Origin of the sequence: Pedobacter sp. JCM 36344 (assembly GCF_046546555.1) — a bacterium.
Lineage (GTDB): Bacteria > Bacteroidota > Bacteroidia > Sphingobacteriales > Sphingobacteriaceae > Pedobacter.
In genome coordinates, this window is sequence record NZ_JBKHKK010000017.1 from 21,413 (window position 1) to 45,140 (window position 23,728).

General features: G+C 40.9%; 14 protein-coding genes and 1 pseudogene. 9 read left to right on the top strand and 6 right to left on the bottom strand.

What is annotated here, in order from left to right; translation table 11 throughout:
- Nucleotides 1-202: 202 nt before the first annotated feature.
- From ACHFIZ_RS15325 to ACHFIZ_RS15340, 4 genes are all read right to left on the bottom strand, one after another.
- Nucleotides 203-2,929: a glycoside hydrolase family 2 TIM barrel-domain containing protein gene (locus ACHFIZ_RS15325; RefSeq protein ID WP_410887385.1), complete on the bottom strand. Its 2,727-nt coding sequence runs from the start codon at nt 2,927-2,929 to the stop codon at nt 203-205.
- Nucleotides 2,930-2,941: 12 nt separating this feature from the next.
- On the bottom strand, nt 2,942-4,594 hold the full coding sequence (locus ACHFIZ_RS15330) for a glycoside hydrolase (RefSeq protein WP_410887387.1): 1,653 nt from the start codon (nt 4,592-4,594) through the stop codon (nt 2,942-2,944).
- A 187-nt stretch (nt 4,595-4,781) separates the two neighbouring features.
- A complete protein-coding gene (locus tag ACHFIZ_RS15335) occupies nt 4,782-8,114 on the bottom strand; it encodes a DUF5107 domain-containing protein (protein ID WP_410887389.1) in 3,333 nt (1,110 codons plus the stop codon).
- 30 nt (nt 8,115-8,144) lie between these two features.
- Nucleotides 8,145-9,491 (bottom strand): sugar porter family MFS transporter, encoded by a 1,347-nt coding sequence (locus ACHFIZ_RS15340; RefSeq protein WP_410887391.1) that lies wholly within the window; start codon nt 9,489-9,491, stop codon nt 8,145-8,147.
- Nucleotides 9,492-9,682: 191 nt separating this feature from the next.
- Between ACHFIZ_RS15340 and ACHFIZ_RS15345 the strand changes: the two genes are divergently transcribed.
- The 4 genes and pseudogenes from ACHFIZ_RS15345 (at nt 9,683) to ACHFIZ_RS15360 (ending at nt 12,921) form a co-directional block, all read left to right on the top strand.
- Nucleotides 9,683-10,588 (top strand): AraC family transcriptional regulator, encoded by a 906-nt coding sequence (locus ACHFIZ_RS15345; RefSeq protein WP_410887393.1) that lies wholly within the window; start codon nt 9,683-9,685, stop codon nt 10,586-10,588.
- 128 nt (nt 10,589-10,716) lie between these two features.
- Nucleotides 10,717-10,806 (top strand): annotated as a pseudogene (locus tag ACHFIZ_RS15350) (alpha-L-arabinofuranosidase C-terminal domain-containing protein); the annotation flags it as partial.
- 48 nt (nt 10,807-10,854) lie between these two features.
- On the top strand, nt 10,855-12,066 hold the full coding sequence (locus ACHFIZ_RS15355) for a sialidase family protein (protein ID WP_410887395.1): 1,212 nt from the start codon (nt 10,855-10,857) through the stop codon (nt 12,064-12,066).
- Between the two features lie 621 nt (nt 12,067-12,687).
- Entirely contained in the window at nt 12,688-12,921 is a 234-nt protein-coding gene (locus tag ACHFIZ_RS15360) for a DUF4143 domain-containing protein (protein WP_410887397.1), read from the top strand.
- 249 nt (nt 12,922-13,170) lie between these two features.
- Here ACHFIZ_RS15360 and ACHFIZ_RS15365 read toward each other — a convergent pair whose 3' ends face one another.
- Together ACHFIZ_RS15365 and ACHFIZ_RS15370 are read right to left on the bottom strand one after the other, a co-directional pair.
- Entirely contained in the window at nt 13,171-13,359 is a 189-nt protein-coding gene (locus tag ACHFIZ_RS15365) for a hypothetical protein (RefSeq protein ID WP_410887398.1), read from the bottom strand.
- A gap of 20 nt (nt 13,360-13,379) precedes the next feature.
- Nucleotides 13,380-13,763, bottom strand: coding sequence for a class I SAM-dependent methyltransferase (locus tag ACHFIZ_RS15370; RefSeq protein ID WP_410887400.1), 384 nt, complete (start codon nt 13,761-13,763; stop codon nt 13,380-13,382).
- A 371-nt stretch (nt 13,764-14,134) separates the two neighbouring features.
- Between ACHFIZ_RS15370 and dinB the strand changes: the two genes are divergently transcribed.
- The 5 genes from dinB to ACHFIZ_RS15395 all read left to right on the top strand — a co-directional run bounded on the left by dinB (nt 14,135) and on the right by ACHFIZ_RS15395 (nt 23,649).
- Nucleotides 14,135-15,292, top strand: a complete 1,158-nt coding sequence (gene dinB, locus ACHFIZ_RS15375) for a DNA polymerase IV (RefSeq protein ID WP_410887402.1) — start codon at nt 14,135-14,137, stop codon at nt 15,290-15,292.
- Nucleotides 15,293-15,296: 4 nt separating this feature from the next.
- Complete coding sequence (locus tag ACHFIZ_RS15380) at nt 15,297-18,236, top strand: DNA polymerase III subunit alpha (RefSeq protein WP_410887404.1); 2,940 nt, start codon at nt 15,297-15,299, stop codon at nt 18,234-18,236.
- Nucleotides 18,237-18,291: 55 nt separating this feature from the next.
- The gene (locus ACHFIZ_RS15385) at nt 18,292-18,870 is read left to right on the top strand and encodes a Crp/Fnr family transcriptional regulator (RefSeq protein ID WP_410887406.1); all 579 of its coding nucleotides are present in this window, start codon (nt 18,292-18,294) and stop codon (nt 18,868-18,870) included.
- A gap of 314 nt (nt 18,871-19,184) precedes the next feature.
- A complete protein-coding gene (locus ACHFIZ_RS15390) occupies nt 19,185-19,706 on the top strand; it encodes a DinB family protein (RefSeq protein WP_410887408.1) in 522 nt (173 codons plus the stop codon).
- Between the two features lie 136 nt (nt 19,707-19,842).
- Nucleotides 19,843-23,649, top strand: a complete 3,807-nt coding sequence (locus tag ACHFIZ_RS15395) for a PVC-type heme-binding CxxCH protein (RefSeq protein WP_410887410.1) — start codon at nt 19,843-19,845, stop codon at nt 23,647-23,649.
- Nucleotides 23,650-23,728 lie beyond the last annotated feature (79 nt).

A 23,728-nucleotide genomic window follows, 5' to 3' on the forward strand; every position in this document is an offset into this window, starting at 1 on the left:
TAAATTCTGATGAGCTCGATGAGTGCACTTCTCCAAATTCAGATCAATTAAAACAATTCTTCAATATGCTATTTTATTTTTTTATAGTTTTCCTCGATGTCTTGCTTGGTTACTTTTGTAATTTTGATACGGACATTAAATTTAAACAAAAAAACACCTGCATCATTAATGGGTTAAAGTTCTGTCAAAATGAGAGTATTGATTATTTTAACAATTTTAATAGTCCAGATTCGTCGAGCGATTTTTCGGGGTTAAAGGTTTCACTAGAGGCATAATCCATAAGACTCGTACGGAGCTGTTGGGCTTCGATCCTTTGTTGAAGGTTTTTTTTGATATCCATACTGCAAAGAATAAGCTTTCCATTACCAACTTTGCATTCAATGATGACTGCCATTTTCCTGTTCTTAAAAAAGTTATCAATTACTGAGACGATAGGAGTATAGCTTCCTTCCAGTCCGTCGAGCACCATTGTTTTTGAATTTGTGATTAAGTCCCACCACTGCCAGTTGGAATGAAAATTAGTTGGAAATTTATTTAAGGCTGGATGTTGCGGATTGCAAAGTATTCCCATTGTTCCTGGTTGATCAGGAAAATGTACAGGACTCCAGAAAACAGAAGTAAACCTACCCGCTACGCCATTTATTCCGGAGCTATCAGGATTAAGCAGGACGGTCCTTCCATCTTTTAAAGCCTGAAGCGCCTGTTGGACTGAGCTTGTAAACAAAACTTTATCTTTTTGCTCTGATGGAGCTGCTGGATAAACCCAGAAATCCCAGCTGTTCTTGTATGATGTGTTCTCGATCTTCAAAGTAAAAGTGAGGGCAAGGGGCTTTTTGATTGAAGAAAGCGAAAAGCTTACGTCACCCAGTTTGCTGGTACCTAAACCTATTGATCTTTTGTCTGTTGTACCTGAGTACAGGACATGCTTATTAGCATCAGTAACTTCCCAAACCGCTCTTTCGTTTATCCGACCTTGGCCAAAGTTTGCAATCTCCATACTGCCCGTAAAATTTTCGGTATTCAGGAACGACGCTTTTTTATATCGTAAAAGCGGAACAACCTCAGAACAGAATTCTTTGAAACCGCTAGGCTCTATCAAGCCCTTGCTTTCCCAAAAAGCATCCAACAGACCTACTAAAGCTGTACCTTGTCCTGGAAAATCATGTAGGTCAAGCAATTGGAAACCACTTAATGAATTAGTCTTAAGCGCTCGTTCAATTTCTTCCTTGTATAAAATAACGGCAAATTTCCCGCTTGCCAGTTTAAAAGAATCTGCGAGGTCTAGTAGGCCTTTCTTTTTGAGATCATATCTTACTGCCTTGAAATTGAGCGGTTCAAGCACGCCTTTATATTTTTTAATTTCGCCAAGGTTTGGAAAAATAGAGTATTGACCTACCTCATGCGCAATTATAGGAACGGGAATACTATCGGCTGTTAAGCGGTAATCTTTATCAAAGTTGGGCACTTCGGCATTGAATACACCTTGACCCCTGATCCAGCCTTTTTTGGTATATTGAGTAATAAAAAAGTCATCAAAAGGTTCCGGTTCAAGTCCATGCCCTTTTTGGAAACTAAAAGTTGTTGCGGTATAGAACCGCCTATTATCCTGTTTTTTTAATTGCTTGACTAATTCATTAAGCCATTTAAAATCTCCTTCAAGTTCATTACCCATACTCCAGAAACAAAATGAGGGATGGTTTCCATAACTAGAGATCATGCGCTGGCTTTCCTGTTGAAGAAACGTAAGGGTCGGTTTGTCACTACCAACTTTGATACTCCATAACGGAAGCTCAACTTGAAGATACAGGCCGAGAGAATCTGCAACCTGAAAGGCTGCTTCAGGCGGGCACCATGAATGATACCTTACATGATTGAGCCCATATTGTTTAATGGTATTAAATACCTTAATCCATCCTTTCTTTTCCATTGGCGGATGACCTTGATCGGGGTAAATATTACAGTCAAGTGTCCCGCGTAAAAAGATTCGTTTATTATTGAGTGTTAAACTACCATTGTCATTTCCTATTTTTCGAAAACCGAAACTCGTTTGATTTGCCGCTAAAATTGTAGATTTACTATCAACAAGTTCTACGATGAGTTTATACAGATTGGGATTAAACTCATCCCAAAGCTCAACATTTTTCAGGGATATTTTTCTTAGGATATTTTTGAGTTTGGCGTCGTCTTCTATTGGAAATACTTTCGATGCCAAAAGCTTACCTTTTTTAAAGATTTTATACCTTATTTTCTTTCTTGCTAAAGGGACTATGCCATTTATACCAACACTGATTTCGACAGATTTAGTTGAGGGGTCTGTATAGACTTGAAGTTCATCCAGACGAAAATTTTCGGATGGAATTATTTTCATTTCACCTATAACACCGTTCCACATGATCTGTGTTCCATCTGTATAAGCATGGGCAAAGTCATTGAAACTGATATCGAACTGTTTGGAATTATCAATCCTCAAGACTATAGTATGTTTACCTGATTTGAGGTTACTCAGTTCAAACTGGTGCGCTGTACTCAGACTATGAGCACTGCCGAGATAAACTCCGTCGATCCAACAGTCGGTCTTCCATATCACCCGCTCAAGAAGAATACTTCCCCTGATAACCGCTTTAGTTAAAGTAATTTCTTTTTGGTACCAGGCGACGCCGATATACCTGTGTTTGCGGGAAAGGGAAATAAGCACAGCCTTGTTTATTGAAAGTGTATCAAGATTATTTGTCTTCCCAATACCACTTTCATCCAGCGTTCCGGGCAGATTTAGGCTTTGTCCTCCGAAGAGTTCATTCTGCCACATTTTTTTTTTACCAATGTCGAGGGTGTCCAGCCGGACAGACCATTTACCGGCGATAGAGATATCTTGCGCATGAAGGGACAACATGGAAGAAAGAAATATTAAGGAGAGAAGAAGTCTTTTCATTATGATAAATTATTAATAATCACCGACTAAGGTAACTACGGATTTTGCAGGAATATTTATTTTGTTAGCTTTTAATTTAGACATTGCAAGGTTGCTGGATGCATTTGTTGTGTATGCAGTAAGAACCGTTGAACTATTTGCAGGAATCACTCCCTCCAGTAAATAGTTTTTTTCCGAAGACTCCATATTGACGATTACGATAACTACTTTTTTATTTACCTTATCCTTATAAGCGCTAACCATTTGAGAGTATGCAGCGACAGATTCTTGAGTAACAGAACTTAATGAAGCGTAAACCCTTACCATACCGGGCCTTATAAACCTGGAGTAATTGCCAAGGCACCACAGCTGTTTGGAGTCCGAAACAATTCCATCGCTTTTTGTTGACTCTAGATTAAAACTGTTGGAGGCATCATTTACGTAAACCAAAGCGTCGCTATAATTATAAGGACTAATGGCAAGCCACCAGTGCCATGCTGTAACATTCGCTATAGAGAGATCATGGTGAATCACTTTTGCTACATAAAGGCCATAATCAATTCCTGTATTCTTAGGGCCTCCGTTGATCTGGCCACAAATATCCCCTAAAATGCCAAATTCCGTCTGCCACAATCTAAGATTGGGAGCGATCTGATTTTTTGCCATAAACGCATCTTTCCTGAATTTAATCAATGCATCCACCGGACAAGTAGTGTAGTAGCTGTGTGCTGAGAATATGCTGGCTAACTGTGGAGTTGAGCCTACATAGTTTGCTGATGCGGGATTAAAAAATTCACTTAACTGATTGCCCCGTCCATCGGTATTTGATGAATTCAGAAAATTCCATTGTGCCGCTTCCCCTAGTGCTATTTGGGTCGAAAGCCCTGCACTTTTAATTTTAGGCCCAAGAATTTTAACCATATCAGAAATTTCACTATTGGTTGCGCCTGTACCTTCCTGTACTTTACTGTTCTTTCCCCAATCCCATTGAGGTTCATTAAATGGACTTAGGTAAGACATGTTATATCCTTGGCTTTTAAAATGGTCAACAACCTTTACCATGAAGTCTGCAAATTCATTTTTGTATTCGCTCTTAAGGTTAAGCTGGGGCGTACCAAGCCCATAAGCCTTGCCGTTTATTGTATATTGCACAGGGGGGGATATTGAAAATGCGAGAAAATTATTGAGTCCCCGAGCCTTGGCCGCATTTAAAAACCATTGCTGCCCAGACTGTTTTGTCCAGTCATAGGTGCCATCTTGTTTAAGAAAACATTCCTCACGTCTCCATTCATCGTTGATGCCGCTTTGTTGCCCTTGTTCAAAACTTCCCGCGCCGAGATTAAACCTCCAGATGGAGAGACCGATTCCCTTTGGTTGACCATTAGCAAGGGTATCTAGGCTAAATAGGTAATCCGCTATCTGGTTCTTTTTCTGCTGATTGCCCCAGGTTCCGATAAATTTTGTCGACCAGCAGTCGGAAGCACCAAAATGTTCGATAGTCTGATTTTCTTCATTTAAATTAACAATTAGTTTAGACGTTTTCTGCATGCAAGTATCAATACCATTTACCAAGCAGGATGTGCTGCTTTGCGTACTGTTTACAAAAGGGCGTTGTTCAAGAAATGATTTTTTATAGCCGAATAGGATAATGGATGTGAATAGGGGAATATATAATGAATTTTTCATCTTGTGTATTTTTAAAAATTAGCATTTAAGCCTAGACTAATAAATTTCTAAACTGGATTTTGTCCTTTGTCGATACCATACGTAAAAGATGGATAATGTTATTAATGCATTATACAAAATACATTAGACGAGGAAAGTACATTGGAAACAATTCACGAATTTTAAATAATCGGATATCAATTTTCGATTATTTCGTAACGGGATTTTCCTGCAAAATAGTCTCCAAATGTATCTTTGATCCATAATTCACCTTGTCTATCTGCAACAACTCCTCAAAAAGTACAATTGCCTTATCAAATTTACTTAGCCCCATATACCCGAGAGCGGAAATATATTTACAATGGACAATATTGTTTCCGGATAGGTCACTTTCAAATATGAGAAGATCGGGAAGTGAAACTGCAAAATAATCCAAAGTAACAGCATCTGCGATGTGGGCTTCACCATAGTCTACGAGTCGCTGAAAGATATGCGATGCCTGTTCAACTTTTCCCAACTTTATCCATGAACACCCCTGATAGAAAATTTTGTCGGGCTGTTGATCATTATAAAAATGCGTTATTCCTGGTTCACTGGAACCAGCTGTAGCTTTCGTCCAATAATTGGTCGCCTTTTCTAAATCACCTAAACCCTCATAGGCACATCCAAACCAATAAAAGATATCATTTTCAGGTGTCCCAACGAGTTTTCCTTCACCCAGATTTTCAGGATAAGAACGCGTCATTTCTAGCAGATCAATTGCCTTTTGGAAATTACTGGATTTCAACTCTCTTTTCGCATTGGCAATAAGCGAATTTTTGTATTGCTCTGAAACTTTACCTTCACCGCCTTCCCAAGGGTGAAATTTATGGGACATTAGTTGATCAAAGGCATCCTTGGTATTCCCCAGAAAATTATTCAATGTGATCATTTCAAGGTAAAGGTCATCTCTGCTCAGAATACCTATAGAATTCTTGGTTAAAAAGTCAAGTCTAAAATTTGGTTCCTTATTTATCTTTTTATAAAGCGAATCCAGTTCCATCAAAACTCTGGTATCGGCTTTGTCTAGTGAATAAGCAATTTCATAATATTCAAGGGCTTTAACGGAATCGTGCATTTTGTTGTAATATGCCAGGCCTAGGTTTCTAAAAATCGTAGGAAATTTTTTGTCCAGTAGCGAGGCCTGTTCCCATAAATCAATGGCAAGCTCATATTGTTGTTTGTCATAAAAAAGGTTACCCAGATAATAAAGCGCTCTTGAATCAGTTTCATTTGAAGTAATTACCCATGTTAACACAACAACATCATATAAGCGGTTAGGAAAACAATATTCAGTAGCGGCCTTAAATGCTAAATCAAGGTAAATCATTTTAAATTTTTCGTTGCCAAGCTTTGAATAAGTGTATGCCAGATAATAATTTACCAAGGGATCTTTCTGGTTATCACCTAAAATGAGCCCGATAAAATCAATTGCTTTTTGGTATAGTCCCGACTGGATATAGTCGATCGCATACTCTATAGCATTATGAGCTGTTCCACCGCTCAGTTTTAGTAATTGCTTTTTTATTTGCCCGGCCTTAGCTGTCTCTCCTGCTTTAAGGAGAAAGAGAAATTGTTCATATACCACGCTTAAATTGAACATATCGCGTTCAAGTGCAAGCGCACAAACAGCTTCAGCTTTTTTAAGCTGTCCTAATTTTTCAAGCGCAAGTATTTTGATGTGGTAAGCTTTGCCGTTTCTTGCATTTTTGTCTAATGCCCAATCAATATGTTCAAGCGATAAGGCTGCATTGCCTCGAAGCAAATCAATCTGGGCAATTAAATAATATGCTGTATCTTGAAAAGCATTGTCCCATGTGGCTTTGAAAAAAGCATCATAAGCGGCATTTATATCATTAAGAAAAAAATGTGACTGACCAAGATTGAAGTAAGGCTCACAGTTATACGGATTGGGGTTCCTACTGGTAATCGTAGAAACCGCCTTTTCAAAAAAGATGATGCTTTTCTGGAACATCCCTCTTTTTAGGTACCATGCCCCTACAGCATTATTGCATCTGATATCATTCGGGTCCCTTTTTATCCCTTCCAGATAGTATGGCATTGGTCGGTAGGTTGCATGCCTGTACTGTTCCAGGTGCTGACCGGTTAGAAAAAGTTGCTCGTTATTTTCTATTTCATGGGGCAAGAGGGCAGGTTTGGCAGGTTCAGGAAGGGGCTGTTCGGCACTGTCATCCATCGGATCGTAACTTAAAACTGCCTGACCTTGATCATCAAAAAAGGATACACTGAAATCGTTGAGCTGCCGGTTTTCCATCACTGGAATTTTTATTATATAAACATCCTCGGGAACTAAGTGAAGAGATTCTTCCTTGTAGAGGATACCGGAGCAGAAGGTACACATTTTAAGATGCTGATTGGAAGACACGAATACCTTCAAAACAATTTCCCCGTCAACCTGGTCCAAACTTAATAGAATGTTCTTGGAAGCATTTTTAACCACCCCCAATTCCCTGTATGGCAGAAAGTACTGTGTAAAGGTTTTTTCTTCAAAAGGTTTCAGCCATGCAAAATCTGGCTGATTGTCCGTAAAAACTCCCGCCATGAGCTCAATATACGGACCATCTTCATCTGTCAGATTTCTGTCCCAAGCGAGTCCGAAGTCTCCATTGCCCCATGTCCATTGCTTCTTTCCCGGAGATACATGGTGATCCGCAACATGTAACATCCCTGCCTGGATGTCATGCTCATATCCTCCAACAAAATTATATTTGGAATTTATCGCCATATAGGATGTAGGGACAGGTATGTTTTTGTATTTAGATATGTCGGTTCCGGGAGAATAATCTACTTTATAATAAGTGCCCTTTGCTATCGGGAAGCTTGAAACATCACGCTTTCCATGGTCAAATACAGCATTGACATCAGGAGGGAAGACAGACTGATAATCATCATGTACTTTAACTGCAGGATTTGCCCACCATAAAAACGTCTGCGGGATACTGGTAAGGTTAATAAGCTTCGCCTTGATCTCCAGATATGCTTTGTCGGGATACAAAGTGAAACCCGCCATACCCTTTGTGTGGAACATCTTTTCGATTTCGTTTACCCATATTGTTTTGCTGCCGTCCTCATTTTCACTAATTGCATATTCAACAGGATCAAAGGTACTCGGCCTGTGGTGCTGAGGCCAGTTGAATTCAATACCCCCAGAAATCCAGGGGCCGCATAGACCTACAAGTGCCGGTTTTATCACCTGGTTATAATAAATAAAATGCCTATCCTTCAGTTTATCATACGCCATTTGCACCCTTCCCCCAAGTTCAGGAAGGATCATGATTTTAAGGTATTTATTCTCAAGAAAGACGGCCTTATATTCTTTATCGACTTTTTCGTCGTATATCTTTTCGATAATCGGATTCGGGTAGACCATACCACTACTTCCCTGATAAACGCGTTTTTCAAAGAACATAGGGTTTTTGTCCGGCTTACCAACCTCATAGGTTGGTATAGTAACTGTTTCTGCCCAAGCTTTAACACTCATAATATTTTATGCTATAATTTAACTGTGATTTTAGTGAGATACAAAATTACTTTCCAGCTCTTCAAGAGTTTGTCCCTTTGTTTCCTTAACCTTGAATTTTATAAAGATGAAGCCAGCGAAGCAGATGGCTGAATAGAGATAAAATGGCCCGTAGGTACCAATGACCTTGGCGAGGATAGGAAATGTAAAAACGAGAACAAAGTATGCTCCCCATAGACTCACGATAGATATAGAGGAGGCGATACCGCGTATTCTATTTGGAAATATTTCCGAGATCAACACCCATGTTACCGGTGCGATTGAGGTTGAATACAGTGCAATTGCCACCAGAATGAACAGAGAGATCAGGTTAGCGCTCGCATGAATATTGAGAAGATAGGCAATCACCAGATAAGCAACTGACAGTCCTGCGGCACCAATAAGCATTAGCGGCTTTCTCCCTAATTTGTCAACCTGAGTCATCGCTAAAATGGTAAACGCAAGATTAACGATACCTATGGCTACGGTCTCAAACAACTGTCTATCCAGGTTTGCTCCAACCGATTCAAAAATAGTTGAAGTATAGTTGAAAACTACATTAATTCCGCATAACTGTTGAAATATGGCAAGGGTAATTCCTACCACAAATGCAGGGCGCACGCTTTTTTCAAAGATCATACTCAAGGTCGGTTTTGTAGCAGTACCAATCGATTTTTTCACTTCTGCTATAGTGTTTTCCGCAAAAGCCTCCGCTCCAATCTTGGAAAGGGTTTTAAAAGCTTTATCTAAAAAGCCTTTCTGTATCTGCCACCGGGGACTTTCAGGCAAAAAAATTACGCCTAAAAAAAACAAGAGAGAAGGAACTACTCCTAGGCCGAACATCCATCTCCATGCGTCTGGACCATTATCGGCAAGAAAGTAGTTACACAAGTTGGTAACCAAAATACCGATAACGATGGTAAGCTGATTAATTGCCACATTGCGGCCTCTGACCTGTGCCGGTGAGATTTCTGCAATATAGAGTGGACTGAGTATGGATGCCATACCTACGCCTATCCCGGCACTAAATCTCATGATGATAAACATGGTTAAGGAGCCACTTAAGGCCATTCCAATAGAGGAAACCGCAAATATCAAGGCGGAAAACATCAGTCCGGGCTTGCGTCCATAGGTGTCCGCTGACCTTCCAGCAAGTAGACATCCCAGCATACAGCCCAATGCCAAAGAGCCGGTAAGAAAGCCTTCCCACCATTCATTTAAGCCAAATTCATTTCTTAGAAAAGGTAGGGCGCCGGATATTACGGCAAAATCAAATCCGAATAGGTAGCCGCCAAGTGCTGAGATAAACGATATAAAAACAATGTACCTCCCGTTAAAGGAATTTATTTTATTTGTCATACTTACAATAAATGGTTAGATTTCTGAACTAGTTTATTTACAATCTTATTGATTTTTATTGCTATGACCAATGGACAGGAGTGTTAATATGATAGACAAAATTATGATTGCAGAAAAGCTAAAAAAATGTTTAATCAGGTAATAAACAGGATATATTTGTTTCAAAGACGGAATTTATTTAGTATTGCTTAATGATGCTGCTTAGAGGAAATTTTAAGAAAGATGGTTTTGATGGACAAAGAGCTATTGTCATACCCAAGTCTTTACTAAATAAATCCTGCCTACTCAATAAGGTAATAAACAAGGCTTATATAACAGATATAGGTTATTACCCACGCGCTAAATTCCATTATCGTGAAAGAGCAAACGGATCTGAACAGAATATTCTCATTTATTGCACAGAGGGCGAAGGTTTAATCAAAATCAACAAGATAAGCTATCCAATCCGTGGAGGGGATTTTGTACTGATTCCCAATGGCACCCCACATTCTTATCAAACATCCCCGGAAAACCCCTGGACAATTTATTGGTGCCATTTTAAGGGTGAACAGTCTGATGAACTGATCAAGTTATCTAAAAACAGCTATTCCTCGCTGAAGGGCAGTATTCCTTTTTCTGAGGCAAGGATAAACCTTTTCAATTCGTTGTATGATACCCTTGTAAATGGATATAGTTTTGAGAATCTGACCTCTGTAAATATCATTTTCCCTCAGCTTCTTTCGTCCTTTATTTTCAAAGATCATTTCAAGCCTGACCTTGAAAACTCAGTTAAGGATATGATAGAACTTTCATTCGAGTTTATGCAGGAAAATCTTCATGAGCAGTTGACTCTGAGTATGATCGCAAAACACGTAAACAGTTCGACAAGCCATTTCTCTTCGGTTTTCAAAAGAAGAACTGGATTTCCACCCATTGAATACCTGAACCACATGAAAGTGCAGAAAGCCTGTCAATTCCTGCAATTCACCAACCTCAGAATAAAGGAGATTGCTTTCAAGCTGGGAATTGACGACCAGTACTACTTTTCAAGGCTTTTCACCAAAATAATGGCAGTTTCACCGACTGATTATCGGCTAAATCGTATTTCCGGAAAGTGAGCAACCCTGTTAACTTAAATATTTTACCTTTCAGTAATCATTTTTTTACCTAGCACTTTGAAAATAAACTTTGCAAGCAGCCGCCCCTTCGCTGTAGATTACGGAAAGCTGTAGAACCGGGTACAAATCCTGGGTTCTTGTACCAGCAAAATAGCATGAGGGATGCTTTGGTTGCAGCATCAACTTTAAATATTTTTAACAACCATTTTTTAACTATTGCTATGCCTAACTTAATTTTTAAAAGATTATCTAATAACTGCTATTTAATGATGTGCTTGCTGCTGATTAATGCTCCATGCATATATGCTCAAAATATTAACGCAGGCATAAGCAATATTCCCCCTGGTACTATTGTAGCTTATAGTCCGGCATCATCCGGTTTATTTATTGGTTCTCCAAGTATAGCTGTTTTACCCAATGGAGATTATGTAGCTTCTCATGATTTTTTTGGTCCAAATGGTACTGAAAATAGCAGAGGAGTGTCACGTATATATAAGTCAGTTAATAAAGGGAAATCATGGCAAAACATAGCAGAAATTAAAGGTCAATTCTGGTCTAAGCTTTTTTTACATAAAAAGGTACTCTACATTTTAGGCACCTGGAAAGAATATGGAAATATTATTATTCGTAAATCTTTAGATGGGGGCAATACCTGGACAGAGCCCATTGATAACAAAAGCGGATTATTATTGAAAGGTGCCTACCATTGTGCGCCTATGCCAGTAATAAACTATAAGGGGAGGCTTTGGAGAGCAATGGAGGATGCTATGGGACCAATGAAAGGCTGGGGAAAAATGTTCGGCTCTTTTATGATGTCTGTTTCAGAAGATGCAGATCTTCTGGATGCTGAAAACTGGATAAGCAGCAACAGACTTAGGTATGATTCCACCTATTTGAGCGGTTATTTCGGCGGATGGCTGGAGGGCAACGCGGTAGTTACAAAGGAAGGAAATGTGGTGAATATTTTAAGAACTGCCTATGACCGTGATGGAAAAGAAAAAGCAGCGATTATTAAAATTAGTGAAGATGGAAAAAACGCTACTTTTAATCCTGATAATGGATTTATAAATTTTCCCGGAGGATCTAAGAAGTTTGCCATTCACTATGACCTTAAAAGCAAATTATACTATACCCTTTCAAATTATATTCCTGATAGATATAAGGCAGCTTATATCGGCAATACTAGAAATGTTTTGGCGCTATGTTCATCTGCTAACCTTAGAGAGTGGCAGGTAAAATCTATTATTCTTGAACATCCTGATAAAAAAAAGCATGGTTTTCAGTACGCAGACTGGCAATTTGAAGGTAAGGATATTATAGCAGTATCCAGAACTGCCTATGATGACGGAAGTGAAGGGGCAAGAAATTTTCATGATGCTAATTACCTCACCTTTCATCGAATCAAAAACTTTAGAAAGTTAAAATCTAAAGATAATTTGAATAAGGACGAAACCATAGAAATACTGGAATTGCATTAAAGAAAAGTTATTGTTGAATGATGAATTCAGGGCATTGGAGTTAAGCGGAGATTTTAAAGCTCCCACTGCACCAGGCACATGGCCCGCATTCTGGATTACTTCCATAAATTGCTGGACAGCCGAAAGTGATATTCCAGAATAGTGGATTCTGCCGGAAAGCCTACCTTAGATGCGAAATGTGAATATTTTATAGGTGGTCTACTAAAGGGAACACATACAGGTTTCAAGTTTTACAATAATGCTTACCACGTTATTATCAATATGCAAATGGAAGGGGATAGCGGTAGTGAAGGGCCAGAAACTGAGACCCATTATCAGGCTAAAAATATAATAATCAAAAGAGCTTCTTTAAAATAAATTGCCATTACAAAAAAAATATGAAAGTATTAATTTAGATCTAAAACAAAGAAGCGTAGGCGGAGATGAAAGCCGGGGGGCATTGGCAAATAGCCAATATCGTTTACTGAATAATCAATATTCTTAAACAATACAATTGTTTAATAAACAACCTAGCTCATGAAAATGAATGTCATAAATACCTTGTCCTTATTTATTTTTTTTAGCTTTATTTCATCTGGTACTTTTTCACAAATTGTATTACGCTTTGTTTTTACATAGGATATGGTTTTACAGCAAAAAAAGAATGCTGCCCTATGGGGGGAATTATCGTCAAACCGTGAAGTAGGCGCAATGGTGGATGTAGATGTAAAAACCCTATTAGAAGACAATATTGTGTTTGAAGAATTTAAAGGTGCATTAACAGAACAATTTGTGTTGCAGCAATTGGTTGTGAATAAAGAATTGGCTACCTATTACTGGTCTGCCGAAAACGCGACTTCGGAAATAGATTTTTAAGTACAGTATGCTGGTCAGGTTGTACCTATAGAAGTTAAAGCGGAAGAAAACCTGCAAGCCAAAAGTTTAAAGACATTCTGCCAAAAATACAAGCCGTTGACGGCCATACGGATGTCCATATCTGATTTCAGAAAAGAGGACTGGCTAACCAATCTGCCCTTGTATGCCATCAACGAATTGACCAGGGTTATAGGTTAAATGGCATGGAAGTTTCTAAGCTAAAGCAACTGAAAGAGCAAAACACACATTCTATTCGTATTTTTCAGCCACACACATCAATGATAACGCGCTTTCCTTAGCCGCGGGATTTCTTCCCGACAAAATGTTGCCTAATTTGTATTTAAATTCGGACTTTCCAATATTCCCATTCAAAACCTCAGCTCCGACGTCATGGTTGTGCGGGAAAACATTAACCTTGAATCCATGAGGTTCGAGCACACTATAAAAAAGATTAGGCGTTACCCCTTAAAAGGAAGATGGTGGGCATCTGCCAAAACACCTATATATCCCGACTTTTCGGCAAATGTTAAAGAAGTTTTGGCTACGTCAACGCCAATCAGATATTCCGGTTCTCCGCCAACGGTTGCGAAAATATTTCCAGGACCACAGCCAATATCTATGACCGTTTTGCCAGTCAGATCTCCTAATGCCGCTTGCCACCTGTCTTTAAATGTGTCACTACGGTGGCAAAATTTTAAGTATTCTTCTGACCATTCAGGACTGTTGAAATAATAAGCATTAGCTTTTAAGGCATCCGAATTTCTTAAAATTGGGAATTCGTAATAGTCTTCATGTGCGATAGGTTTACTTCCTTCAACCAGTAATGGGGAAATGTCTTTCATGGTACGGATATTAAGGGATTTAAAATAATGAGCAGCAATAAGTTGTGAAATTTATTGTTACAAACATAAAGAATTATTGACCAAATATTGCTGTCGGACATTGTTTCAAACAATAATATTTCTTTACCAAAAAATCATAAACTTCAGTGATGGTTTGCGTCAGGTTCCAGGCCAGGTGTACAGGGGACCTTACTTCCTTATGACCACGCGCAGTCAGTTTCAAATCAGTTAAGGCTAGTCTATAATACCTAACTAATATATTTAGCTTTATAAATTTAAATAACAAATAAATTACTAATATAATTAGTTTTTTGTTTGGACTATGCTGCAATTTGACCTAGCTTTGTAGCAGTAACCTAATGTTATTTATCATGTCAGCGGAGAAACAAATCATCCATATGGACCAGGATGCTTTTTTTGTGTCTGTAGAAGTAAAGAAAGATCCCAGTCTGATCGGAAAGCCTGTTGTTATTGGTGGGACTTCCGATCGGGGAGTGGTTGCCTCCTGCAGTTATGAAGCCCGGAAGTTTGGCATCCATTCAGCGATGTCCTCCCGCATGGCCAAACAACTTTGTCCGCACGCCGTCTTTATCAGGGGGAATATGGATGAATACTCTAAAGCTTCACATGAGATTACTGCGATACTGAAAGACCGTGTTCCGCTGATAGAAAAAGCCAGTATCGATGAGCATTATATTGACATGACAGGCATGGACCGCTATCATTCAACTAATAAATTTGCACACGAACTCAGAGCTCTTGTCATCAAAGAAACCGGCCTGCCGATCTCTTTTGGACTTTCCGTAAATAAGACGGTTTCCAAAATGGCAACCAATGAATGCAAACCCAACGGAGAACTGAATGTCGCCCAGCTCGAGGTAAAGCCTTTCCTAGACCCCCTTTCGATCCGTAAGATCCCAGGGCTTGGCGAGAAGACCTTTATCAAGCTTAGTGATATGGGAATCAAGAAGATTTTTACCCTATCTCAGATTCAACCCGAGCAAATGAGCTTCCTTCTGGGAAAATCAGGATTGTCGCTCTTACAGAAAGCCAAAGGGATAGATAATAGCCCGGTGATACCGTATTCCGAGCAAAAGTCCATTGGTACGCAGTGTACTTTTCATGCGGATTCTATAGACATAGAAATGATCAATAACCTGCTGGTCGCCCAGGTGATGGACATCGCTTTCCAGCTCCGGGAAAAGCAAAAACTATGCGCTTGCCTGACGGTAACGATACGTTATGCGAATTTTGAAACGGAGACCAAGCAAATGGCGATTCCATATACTTCTCTGGATATTTTGCTGATCGCAACAGCTAAGGAACTTTTTAAGAAGATGTACAATAGGCGAATGCTATTGAGGTTGGTGGGGGTGAGGCTTAGTAACCTGGTTAGCGGTTTCGAGCAGATCGATCTATACAGCGAATCCCAGGAACAGTATAGTCTTGTACAAGCCCTGGACAAAATCCGCAAGCGATTTGGTCAGGATGCCGTAACCCGTGCGGCTGTGATGGACATTAAATTGTAGCAGCATGTACCTGAACGTCCATTCCCAATATAGTTTGCGCTACGGCACCATGTCTGTCAAAACTTTGGTTGAAGAAGCCAAAGCACGTGGAATCACGCAAATGGTATTGACGGATATCAACAACTCTACCGGAGTAATGGAGTTTATGCGGGAATGCCGTAAGCAGGGCATCAAGCCTATCGGTGGGATGGAGTTTAGAAGGGATAAGAAACTCTTGTATATTGGCATCGCCGGGAACCGGGAAGGGATGAAGGAATTAAATGATTTTCTGACCTTCTATAACCTTGCGCAGAAAGAACTGCCCGATGAGCCGCCAGCTTTTATTAATGCCTACACTATTTTTCCTTTTGGCCATAAAGCCCTGCTCAAATCAAACGAATATGTCGGGATCCGCTTTGATGAACTGCATCAGTTGTACAACCGAGAAGTTCAGCAGCCCGAAAAGATGCTCACCTTACAGCCAGTTTTTGTATCCAATAAGATCGGTTACCGGTTGCATGAATACTTGAGGGGAATTGATTTAAATACCCTGATTACCATGGTAGAAAAGGAAGATAAGTGTAAGGAAACAGATCTCTTTCTGAACCCTGGGGAACTGGAAAGTAAGTTTGTCAAATACGCCTATATCCTGGATAATACCCGTAGGTTAATGGACAGCTGCCAAATGGATTATCCGGATGGGAAGGTCAAATTGAACAGAAAAAACTTTACTGGCAACAAAAAGGACGACAAAGCACTGCTGGAGAAGCTTGCAATGGAGGGCATGCTTTATCGCTATGGTGCTAAAAATAGGGAAGCATTGAAGCGTTTAAAGAAAGAGCTGAAGGTGATCTTCGAGTTGGACTTCTGTGCTTATTTTTTAATCACTAACGACATTATTCAGTATTCTATGCGCAGGGGATATTACCATGTTGGTCGGGGATCCGGAGCTAATAGTATCGTGGCTTATTGTCTGAGAATCACAGATGTTGACCCTATTGATCTGGATCTTTACTTCGAGCGTTTCTTGAATGCAGAGCGAACGAGTCCGCCGGATTTCGACCTGGATTACAGCTGGGACGAACGGGAAGATGTGCAGGACTATATTTTTAAGCGGTATGGCAGGGAACACACGGCCTTACTGGGCACCATGTCTACATTTAAAGACCGCTCTGTGATCCGTGAAATCGGTAAAGTGATGGGGTTACCTAAATCGGAGATCGATGGTTTTACAGATCAAAGCTTGGCCTCATTTAATCTTGATAATGAGACTTTTAAAAGGATTATGATGATCTATCAGTTGATGACTAATATGCCCAACCAGCGGAGTATTCATGCGGGAGGTGTGCTGATCTCTGAAGAACCGATTACCTATTACACGGCACTCGATCTGCCGCCTAAAGGGATGCCAACTGTACAGTGGGACATGTACGAAGCGGAGGCGATCGGCTATGATAAATACGACATCCTTTCTCAGCGCGGCATCGGTCACATTAAGGAGGCCGTAAAACTCATAGCGCAGAACCAGGGGCAGCGGATTGACATTCATCAGGTCAAGGATTTTATGAAAGATCCGAATCTAAATGCGCGTTTGAAGACTGGGAATACGATTGGTTGCTTTTATATCGAATCCCCAGCTATGCGCCAGTTATTGACCAAACTAACCTGTGAGAACTATTTGACACTGGTCGCTGCAAGCTCGATTATCCGTCCGGGAGTAGCCCAATCCGGCATGATGAAAACTTACATTCAGAATTTTCACAAGCCAGATCAGGTGGTTTACCTGCATCCTGTGATGGAAGCGCAAATGAAGGAAACTTTTGGCGTGATGGTCTATCAGGAAGACGTGATCAAGGTTTGTATCCATTATGGTGGGATGGATGGCACAGATGCAGACATCTTAAGGCGTGGTATGAGTGGTAAATACCGTTCCCGTGTTGAATTTGACAGGCTGGTGGAGAAGTTTCATGAAGGGGCTAAGGTATTGGGCAGACCGGAGGAAGTCACTAAAGAGATTTGGCGACAGGTTTCCAGCTTTGCCGGCTACAGTTTTTCAAAAGCGCATTCCGCAAGTTTTGCGGTGGAGAGCTATCAGAGTCTGTACCTGAAAACCTATTACCCAAAAGAGTTCATGGTTGGCGTATTGAATAACTATGGAGGCTTTTACACGCGCTGGCTGTATGTGCATGAGCTGAAAAGGGCAGATGCGTTGGTGCACTTGCCTTGCGTTAATCGCAGTACTGCTGTTGTATCTATTTCCCGCAATGATGCCTTTCTTGGATTTGTTGGCATCCAAGGTCTGGAGAACAAGTATATGGAGGTGATTCCTGAAGAGCGGAATCATCACGGTGATTTTTTGAATCTGGAAGATTTTGTGAAGCGAACAGAGATCAGCCTGGAACAGGTGATTATCCTGATCCGTTGTGGCGCTTTGCGTTTTACAGGAAAGAGTAAAAAGACACTGCTGTGGGAGGTACATTCGCTATTGGGCCAGAAAGCTAAGCCCAATAACTATGCAGAACTGTTTCAACTGGAAGCTAAAAAATTTGTGCTCCCAGAACTGGTCAACACCAAACTGGAAGATGCCTATCATGAACTGGAACTTTTAGGATATCCATTAACACTATCGATGTTCGATCTGCTAAAAACAAACTATAGGGGAGATGTCATGACCAAAGATTTGTCCTCGTCTATTGGTAAGGTCGTGCGGATGGTAGGGCTGTATGTCTGTGAGAAAACTGTGCGTACCAAAAATAATAAGAAGATGTGGTTCGGAACCTTTATCGATGTGGAAGGGAATTATTTTGATACGACGCATTTTTCAAATGTTACACCTGTTTATCCATTTCGTGGTACAGGCTGTTATTTAATCCAAGGCAAAGTGGTTGAGGACTTTGGTTTTCCAAGTATAGAAGTCCAAAAGTTTGCGAAGCTGGAAATATTGGGAAATCCGGTAATGACTTAATAAAATTTGGTTTGTATATTGCATATGGATCGGATCAAAATTGATAACCAAAGATATGGCACCTAACCTATTTCAAATAATCTACAATCATCCGCTTATTAATTCTAGCGATTTGCAAGAAATTATTTCGCTACATGGAAAGATCATGGTGCAGAAAAACGAATTTCTACTGGAAGAAGGAAAAATAGCTAATGCTTATTATTTGGTAGAAAAGGGCTTAATACGTTTCTATGTAAATGATTTTAACGGCAATGAAATCACTACGCAATTTATCTGTGAAAATGAAATAGCTAATGAAGTCTCGTCTTTGTTCCAGCGTATTCCGTCGGTGCAAAACATCCAAGCGGTTACGGATGCAGTGGTTTGGAAGATTGATTTCAATGATTTTCAGCATTTATACCATAGCTTGGAATCCGCAAGGGAATGGGGACGCCAGTGGATGTCGGCACAGCTCTTTAAAACCCAACAGCGTTCTATCGAAATGATTACTCAGTCTGCTTCTTTCCGTTACCTGCATCTAATGGAACATAAGCCGCAAATTATCCAACAAGCACCGCTAAAGCAAATAGCTTCCTATTTGGGCATTGCAGATACATCACTAAGTCGGATTCGTAAAGAGCTGGTCTCTTCCTAGTATTTCTTGACCTATGTAAAGTGGCTTTGGCGTTTCTATTACTACTTTCGATAAAGCAAAATAGCTGAGAAATGAAAAACTTAAAAACGATATCGTTCTCCATTCATATCGATTCGGATAGAGAAAAAATATGGAGGGTTCTCTGGGATCCTGAAAGTTACGAAAAATGGACGAGTGTGTTTAAGGCATGACTTCTTACATTGAAAAACTTATTGAAAACGACATGGAAAGTTATTTCAATACCGTTTTCCCAAAGGCATTAGCGCTGATCAAGGAACTTTCTGAACTTAATCCTTAACTCTAAAAATTACATCATGGAAACAGCATCAAGAAAATTAGACATCATCATTCCAGCATACCGGATGCATTCCCAAAGTTTTAAGAATGCTTTGGACGGTATCACAGAAGAAACCGGTTTAAAACGAATTGACAATAAGACCAACCACGTGGTGTGGATGACGGGCAACTTAGTTAACTGCCGTTATTGGATTGGCAACTTGTTGGGTATAGAAGATAAAGATCCTTATGAGGACTTGTTTAAAGAAGGCAGGGCATGGGACGAAAACCTGGATTACCCCACTTTGGAAGAGTTAAAGAAAAATTTTGCGTACATATCGCCAAAAGTTTATCAAAAATTATTATTGGCAACAGATGAACAACTGGATAAGGCGTTTTCATTTGGTATGAATATTCCTTTTGTGCCAGAAAATGTACTCAACATGATTGGTATGTGCATTGGCAGGGAAGATTATCTTTTTGGCCAAATAGGTCTGATGCGGAAAATGCTTGACTTAAAAGGGATGAGTTATGATATAGACTTCAGCATAAGTTATTAATTTGTGGCAACACGCTCAACTAGTCGGAGAAGTGGTGCAGTATGAGAATTTGTGCCGTGTATTAAAAACAGTGAACATTTGCATTTGCGAATTATAGTTTCTATATTATCGGTAACCAAATGCAAACCTGAATTCCATGTTAAAATACGTCTTATTATTCATTCCGCTATTATTTATACTTTTGTTTGGTCCAAAATATTTGAGCTCTGGAAAAGCCGATGATGTGACACTTGAAGCTGTCCAGAATGAAGGAACTGGTACTATAACTATTCTTCGAACAGATACAAAAGCAGTCCTGCTGACACAAAATGCAGCTGAGGACTTCCGCCCATATATACACCCTATTGCTGCACCGGATGGCAAGGGCGTGCTTACGGAACTTAGTCCATCGCATCATAAGCACCAAACAGGTCTCTATTGGGGGCTTACCAATGTGAACGGCCGCAATTATTTTGAGAATCCCGGTGTGGGTTTTTGGAAGCGTGTAGCGGTTCGTATTCTAGAAAAAACAGGTACTGTAGTTAAATGGCAGACGGTGTACAATCTACTGGACGACAAAGGGCAGGCGACAATGACGGAAACTCAGACCTGGAGCATGGAGCAGGACAAAAGACGCTTTTTACTTACGCTGGAATGGAAAGGTGAAGCGAAAACGGACATCACTGTAGGTAAATATCCTTATGGAGGCTTGTTTCTGAGAATGCCCTGGAAGCCAGGTATCAACGCTGAGTTGATCAATACTGCAAGGCAAAAAAATGAGAAAGCGGAAGGACAACCTGCTACCTGGGTAGATTTAGGAATACAGGTTGATGGTCGCGACGACAAGGCGCACATCGCTATACTGGATCATCCGGAAAACAAGGGCTATCCACAGAAATGGAGGGTAGACACGCAGCTGGGTTTTGGGCCGACAAGGAGCCGTGACGCTGACTGGATGATTAAAAAAGGTGAAACGGAAATAGTTAAACATCAATTGGTGATCTACACTGGTGCCTTTAACGATATTGAAATGAACAATACCTGGGCTAAATTTGCAGGTAAAGATCCCAACTGGGCCAGTGTAGACATGTGGGCAGTGGCCAAACAGGAAGGAAAAGATGCCAAGTTTCTGAGCCCAGAGGAAGCTGTCAATGCAATGACCTTAAAAGAGGGTTTCATGGCAAATGTTTACGCAGCTGAGCCTATGGTTACGCAGCCGATGGCTTTTTGCTGGGATGACAAAGGAAGACTTTGGGTGGCGGAAAATAGAGATTACGAATCGCGTTCGTCCGGCTTCTCCAATGATGGGAACAGCCGCATCCTGATTCTGGAGGATACAGACCACGATGGCAAGGCAGATACCAAAAAGGTATTTGCAGATGGAATTCCTTTCCCCGCAGCGATGGCAGTTGGTTTTGATGGGGTATTTATTGGTGCTCCACCTAATTTATTATTTGTTCCCGACCGCAACCACGACGATAAGGCGGATATGAAGGATATTGAAGTTCGCCTCACGGGTTGGGGGATCCGCGACCGTCATGAAACGCTTAACAGTTTTCACTGGGGGCCAGATGGTTGGCTGTATGGCTGTCAGGGTTTCGCGACACCTTCGCGCATCCGCAAGCCTGTGGGCAAGGGCAAGCTTTACGGTCGCCAGGAGCCCTTTCCAGATGACGAGATCCTGAAAGGTGAGGGTGTGGATATCAATGGCGGCGTTTGGCGTTACCATCCCTTAAAAGATAAATTTGAAGTTGTTGCGCATGGTTTTAGCAACCCCTGGGGGATTGATTATGATGCTAAGGGACAGATCTTTATTACTGCATGTGTGATTCCGCATCTCTGGTATGTGATTCCTGGCGGCATTTATCACCGTCAGGGTGGGCAACATTTTAATCCGTATACCTACACAGATATCAAAACAATTGCAGATCATAGCCACCGTTCTGCACATGGAGGGGCCAGTATCTATCAAAGTGATGCTTTTCCTGAAGACCAGAAAGGCCGGATCTTTATGGCCAATATCCATGAACATGCAATCCTTACAGACATTTTGAAACCTTCAGGTTCTGGTTTTACTGGCGCTCATGGGGATGACCTAATGGCGGCCAATAATGCACAATGGGTAGGTTTCAGTACTTCTGTTGGCCCTGACGGAGATTTGTATGTACTGGACTGGCACGATGCAGATATCTGTGGTGGATCGGTACTGAATAAGGAAACAGGTAGGGTATTCCGGATCTCGCCAAAGATACCTTTGTCGCAGAATTTTAAAAACAGGTATTCGGATCTGAACAAATTGAGCGATAAGCAGCTGGTGGATTTCCAGTTAAGCAAAAGCGACTGGCATTCCCGGCGTGCAAGACTCATCCTGCAAAACAGAGCCTATAAAAAGGAACTTAAAAAAGGCACATTGGAAGCGCTTTCAGAGATTTACTTAAAGAATGCGAATGGCGACTATCGTTTACGTGCCTTATGGACACTTTATGTATGCAATGGCCTGTCTTCAGCTCAGCTCAAAGCTGCGCTAGATGATAAAGATGAATATATCCGAGGTTGGGCTGTACAATTGCTCTGGGAAGATGGAATACCTGCTGATGCGGTGATCGAAAAGATGGCTGTTATGGCCAAAAATGAGACATCTGCTCCTGTACGGCTATACTTGACTTCGGCAATGCAGCGCTTGCCTCTAGAGAAAAGATGGGCACTTGCTTCAAATTTATCTCAGCACGGGGAAGATGAAAACGACCATAATCTACCGAAAATGCTTTGGTATGCTATTGAACCTATGGTAGCAAAATCACCGGAGCGTTCGTTTGAATTGGCTGCTAAAAGTAAGTTAAGCTTGATCCGGAAATTCATCGCCCGAAGGGCAATTGATGCAGATGTAACGGACGCGCTGGTCAGTTGGATGGCAAAACAAAATAAGATTGATACGGCGATGGTGATCGGCATGAGAGATGGACTGGAAGGCCGGACAGATCTTAAAACTCCTCTAAACTGGAAAGAGGCCTACGTAAAGTTGCAAAGGTCTGGTGAAAGAAACAAGCAATTATCTTTGGAAATCGCGCAGTATTTTGGTGATACGGAAGCTGCAGCGGCTTATTTTCGTACGCTCCGTGACAAAAATGCAGGTATTGAAAGCAGGCGTAAGGCATTGGCAACACTTTCTGCTCAGCAACGTTTGGAACTGGAAGCTGAGCTTCCAAGACTTCTGGACGATCCCTTACTTCATAATGATGCCATCCGAGCCATGGCGAGTTACGACAGTGAGAAACTGGCGCAGGTATTGCTTTCCCGCTATCCGAAACTGAATGAAAAGGATCAGCAATCAGCCATCGAAACATTGGCTTCGCGATCCAGATCGGGTTGGATGCTGGCTCAGGCCATAAAAAATAAGACGATTGAGAAGCGAGATATTCCAGCCAGTGTGGCACGTCAACTGAGACGTGTAGTAGGCAGCGGTTTCGTGGAGATTTGGGGGCCCATAGATCAGTTACCTTCCAATGAACTGGCTTTTAAAAGATACCGTGACCTGCTCAGTCCGACTGCTCTCGACAAATCGAACTTAAAAAAAGGGCAGACTATTTTCATGCGTAGCTGCGGCAGCTGCCATAAAATGTATGGCGATGGTGGCAATATTGGACCGAACCTGACTGGCTCTAATCGTTCTAAAGTAGATTATTTATTGTTTAATGTGCTGGATCCGAGCGGTGAGATCCAGGATGATTACAAGCTGGTGGTAATAACTACACGCGATGGACGGACGTATTCTGGTAATATCAGTTCGGAGAATGACCGGCAGATCACCTTGAGAATCGTCGGACAGGATGCCACGGTGATCAACAAATCAAATATCCAGTCGCGGGAAGTGATGCCAGTATCCATGATGCCGAATGGATTGTTTGAAACACTCACCAATGCAGAGATCATTGATTTAGTCGGCTTTCTGAGCAGGTCTAAATAGAAGGAAGAAAACAATTATCTAATTATGGAGTCAGGTTCGGAAGTTTAATTATTTTTGACTTCTAAATAAGGTGATTGTG

Coding starts and splice junctions, on each gene's coding strand:
- ACHFIZ_RS15395 (WP_410887410.1), top strand. CDS start 19,843: ATGTTAAAATACGTCTTATTATTCATTCCGCTATTATTTATACTTTTG.
- ACHFIZ_RS15340 (WP_410887391.1), bottom strand. CDS start 9,491: ATGACAAATAAAATAAATTCCTTTAACGGGAGGTACATTGTTTTTATA.
- ACHFIZ_RS15380 (WP_410887404.1), top strand. CDS start 15,297: ATGTACCTGAACGTCCATTCCCAATATAGTTTGCGCTACGGCACCATG.
- ACHFIZ_RS15325 (WP_410887385.1), bottom strand. CDS start 2,929: ATGAAAAGACTTCTTCTCTCCTTAATATTTCTTTCTTCCATGTTGTCC.
- ACHFIZ_RS15345 (WP_410887393.1), top strand. CDS start 9,683: ATGATGCTGCTTAGAGGAAATTTTAAGAAAGATGGTTTTGATGGACAA.
- ACHFIZ_RS15355 (WP_410887395.1), top strand. CDS start 10,855: ATGATGTGCTTGCTGCTGATTAATGCTCCATGCATATATGCTCAAAAT.
- ACHFIZ_RS15385 (WP_410887406.1), top strand. CDS start 18,292: ATGGCACCTAACCTATTTCAAATAATCTACAATCATCCGCTTATTAAT.
- ACHFIZ_RS15335 (WP_410887389.1), bottom strand. CDS start 8,114: ATGAGTGTTAAAGCTTGGGCAGAAACAGTTACTATACCAACCTATGAG.
- ACHFIZ_RS15390 (WP_410887408.1), top strand. CDS start 19,185: ATGGAAACAGCATCAAGAAAATTAGACATCATCATTCCAGCATACCGG.
- ACHFIZ_RS15360 (WP_410887397.1), top strand. CDS start 12,688: ATGGTTTTACAGCAAAAAAAGAATGCTGCCCTATGGGGGGAATTATCG.
- ACHFIZ_RS15330 (WP_410887387.1), bottom strand. CDS start 4,594: ATGAAAAATTCATTATATATTCCCCTATTCACATCCATTATCCTATTC.
- ACHFIZ_RS15370 (WP_410887400.1), bottom strand. CDS start 13,763: ATGAAAGACATTTCCCCATTACTGGTTGAAGGAAGTAAACCTATCGCA.
- dinB (WP_410887402.1), top strand. CDS start 14,135: ATGTCAGCGGAGAAACAAATCATCCATATGGACCAGGATGCTTTTTTT.